We start from the raw sequence: 3,425 nt of genomic DNA on the forward strand, positions 1-3,425 counted from the left end.
GGAAAACATGTTTCGCCAAATCAATACCTAGGATGCTAATATTTTTCATAGGACTCGCTCCTTTTAACTTAGATGCCGGTTTGCTTGGTTTGCTCATTAAGCATGGCACATAGTTAGGAGGGCGGGTCCATCTCATTTCCTACGTAGATGTTTCACCAGAATTGCATGGAAGCTCCGGTTCAGAGGAGCTTGAAGTCCTACAATTTGACGATGACGCGTCCTTGTATGGTGCCATCGAGTAGGTCATGGGCGGCTTGGATCACGTCATCAAGGCCGATGGTTTTGCCGATGGTGTCGAAGTCATCGGCGGTAAGTAGTTCACCGATGCGTTGCCATGCGGCTTCCCGGTCGGCGAGTGGGCGCATAACGCTGTCTATGCCGTATAGGGTGACGCCGCGAAGGATAAAGGGTGCCACGGTTGCGGGTAGGTCCATGCCTTGGGCTAAGCCACAGGCAGCAACGGCGCCGCCGTATTGGGTGGTGGCACAGGCATTGGCGAGTGTGTGGCTACCGACGCAATCGACTACGCCGGCCCATTGTTCTTTTTGTAATGGTTTGCCGGGTTCAGATAGCAGGGCACGGTCGATTACTTCATTGGCGCCAAGGCTTTTTAGGTAGTCTGTTTCGGTTGGGCGACCGGTGGAGGCGACCACGTCATAGCCGAGTTTATGTAGCAAGCGCACCGCATAGCTGCCCACGCCGCCTACTGCGCCGGTCACTAGAATTTTCCCCATGGCGGGGGTAATGCCATGCTTTTCTAAGGCCATGACACACAACATGGCGGTGTAGCCTGCGGTGCCCACCGCCATTGCCTGTTGTGGCGATAGCGCCTGCGGCAGTGGGATCAACCACTCGCTTTGCAGGCGCGCCTTTTCCGCGAGGCCGCCCCAGTGTTTTTCCCCGACGCCAAAGCCGTTCAGTAGTACTTGATCCCCCACTTTGAAGCGGCCACTATCCGAGTGGGTGACTTCCCCGACTAAATCAATGCCGGGCACCATAGGGAATTGGCGTACCACGGGGCCTTTGCCGGTGATGGCGAGAGCGTCTTTGTAGTTAATGGTGCTCGCTTGAACGGCGATTTCCACATCCCCAGGGGGTAGGGCGCTGTCATCAACTTGGCACAGTTCGCTGCGGTAGCCCTGCTCATCTTTATGGATTTGAATGGCGCGAAACATACTTCCTCCTAATTTAGACTGATCGTCTAGTAAAAATCAAAAAAACTCAGTGGCCCACGCTTTGCAAAAAGAATTGGCCAAATGCTCTCAGTGGCGCAACCGAATGGTGCAAGCGAGATCGTGTTACCGCCCCTTCCCACCCAAGCCAGAACACATGGGCAAGGTCATCTGGACAGTGCTTTAGGGGAATGTGCCCTTGCAGCTGAGCAAGGCGTAAACAGGCGGATACACGTTGCTGCCAACTGGCATAAGTGGCCTCGATAGCATCCCGAAAGCTAATGGGTAGGGCGTGGACTTCTTGCTCTAGATTGCCGATCAAACAGCCGCGCTCAAATTGGTGCTTTTCCAACCCGCGGATGGCATCATCCATAAAAGCTTGCATGCGATCCAGCGGGGCTAGCTGCTCATTTAAAAGGTGCTTATCTAGCTTGTATTCAAAAAATTTACGATAGCGCTCTAGCACAGCCAAGCCAAAGGCCTCTTTGCTGCGGTAGTAGTGGTAGAAAGAGCCTTTTGGCACATTAACAGAGCGCAAGATGCTCTCTAGGCTGCTCCCAGTGAACCCGTGCTCGGTCAGCCAAGCAAGGCCAGCTTGCAGTAAGGCTTCTTGGGTATCTTCATTGGCGTCCGGTTTGGACTTGGGTCGCCCACGGCGACGTGTTACTTCGGTCATGATCGAGCAGCTATTATTTAGACTGGTTGGTCTAAAATAGGCGAAGGAACTCTATATTGCAAGGTATATTAGGTTTAGTAGTGAAATCTAAGCTGGGCGATCAGTAGGCTGTCATCCAAACACTTGTAGACCATGCGATGTTCATCGTTGATCCGGCGAGACCAATAGCCCGATAGGCCATGCTTTAGGGGTTCCGGTTTACCGATGCCTTCATAGGGCTCGCGAAGGATGTCTTTGATCAGTAGGTTAACGCGTTTTAGGACTTTTTTATCCGTCGCTTGCCAGTACAAGTAGTCTTCCCAAGCGTGGGTCGAGAAGGTCAGCTTCATTCCATGAGTTCTCGCTCTTGCCCATTGTCAGATTCCAGTTCGGCAATGGATTCCAATAGGCGACGGGCATTAGTAGGAGCTCGAAGCAGGTAGGTCGTTTCCTGCATGGCTTCGTAGTCTTCCAAAGAAACCATGACCACTGGCGGTTCACTTTTTCGGGTGATGATGATCGGCGCATGGTCTTCGCAGACTTTTTGCATGGTGCTGGCGAGATTAGCCCGAGCGGCGGTATAGCTGATGGCATCCATTTTTGTCTCCAAATTAATGCTGTACGGAATTAAGTACAGTATAAGATAGGGGCGCAAAAAAGCCCAGCGTGTGCTGCAATGCTGTTCACTTAAGAAAAAAACGGCATAATTAGTTAAAATCCAGTAACCATCAGGCTACTGGATTTTTTTTATGCCTCTTCACCAAACCTTGCTTGAAATCGACGATCTACATCAATTTTCAGATCAAAGCACTTTTACTCAAAACATCCCTGTTGAGTGGGTCGAATCCGCTCTTACGCTCACCCAAAGTGCAACCATTCGTAGGCGGCGACTACCATCAGAACAGGTTCTTTGGTTAGTGTTAGGCATGTCACTTTTCAGAGATGAGCCTATTGCAGATGTGGCACGACGCTTAAATATCTGCTCACAAGGTTTGGCTAATGACTGTTTACTAGCAAAGAGCGGTATCTCTTCCGCTCGTCAACGGTTAGGCCCCCAGCCACTTGAGTGGCTATTTCGTAAAACAGGTTATCATTGGGGAAGTGAGCGTTACCCTGCAGATGATTGGAATGGGCTGCAAGTTTTCGCTGTTGACGGTGCGTTATTCCGAACACCTGACACACCTGAATTACGAGAACACTTTGGGTCTGGTAACACCTCGACTAACCGTCAAACACCTTATCCTATACTAAGGTTGGTCAGTCTTATGAATACAAGATCTCACATCATGCTTGATGCCCAGATTAGTCCCTATCGCAAAGGTGAAATTCGCATGGCTGAGAGCTTTATTTCTCGGATTCCTGATCACTCTGTAACACTTCTAGATAAAGGCTTTTGGGGAGCCGATCTTTTGCTCAGCGTCAATCGTAATAATGACAATCGCCATTGGTTAATCCCTGCCCGTAAGGGGCTGGTTTATGAGGAGGTTGAAGAGTACAACTCACGGTGCGTATTTCGGGATCATCGAGCCAGCGATTTCGGCATGAGCCAGCCATCCATTTCGGTATCATCTGGCCACTGATTTCGGCATGAGTCGGCC

General features: G+C 50.7%; 4 protein-coding genes and 1 pseudogene. 1 reads left to right on the forward strand and 4 read right to left on the reverse strand.

What is annotated here, in order from left to right; translation table 11 throughout:
* Positions 1-197 precede the first annotated feature (197 nt).
* The 4 genes from acuI to FJM67_RS17055 form a co-directional block, all read right to left on the reverse strand.
* Entirely contained in the window at positions 198-1,175 is a 978-nt protein-coding gene (acuI, locus tag FJM67_RS17040) for an acrylyl-CoA reductase (NADPH) (RefSeq protein WP_140591882.1), read from the reverse strand.
* A 46-nt stretch (positions 1,176-1,221) separates the two neighbouring features.
* Positions 1,222-1,848: an acrylate utilization transcriptional regulator AcuR gene (gene acuR, locus FJM67_RS17880; RefSeq protein ID WP_140591884.1), complete on the reverse strand. Its 627-nt coding sequence runs from the start codon at positions 1,846-1,848 to the stop codon at positions 1,222-1,224.
* 74 nt (positions 1,849-1,922) lie between these two features.
* Complete coding sequence (locus FJM67_RS17050) at positions 1,923-2,177, reverse strand: Txe/YoeB family addiction module toxin (RefSeq protein ID WP_140591886.1); 255 nt, start codon at positions 2,175-2,177, stop codon at positions 1,923-1,925.
* Positions 2,174-2,425, reverse strand: coding sequence for a type II toxin-antitoxin system Phd/YefM family antitoxin (locus FJM67_RS17055; protein ID WP_140591887.1), 252 nt, complete (start codon positions 2,423-2,425; stop codon positions 2,174-2,176). Before FJM67_RS17055 ends, FJM67_RS17050 begins: the two co-directional genes overlap by 4 nt.
* Before the next feature lie 151 nt (positions 2,426-2,576).
* Between FJM67_RS17055 and FJM67_RS17060 the strand changes: the two are divergent.
* Positions 2,577-3,329: pseudogene (locus FJM67_RS17060) on the forward strand (IS4 family transposase); the annotation flags it as partial.
* Positions 3,330-3,425 lie beyond the last annotated feature (96 nt).

The organism is Maribrevibacterium harenarium (assembly GCF_006385675.1).
Taxonomy (GTDB): Bacteria; Pseudomonadota; Gammaproteobacteria; order Pseudomonadales; family Marinomonadaceae; genus Marinomonas; species Marinomonas harenarium.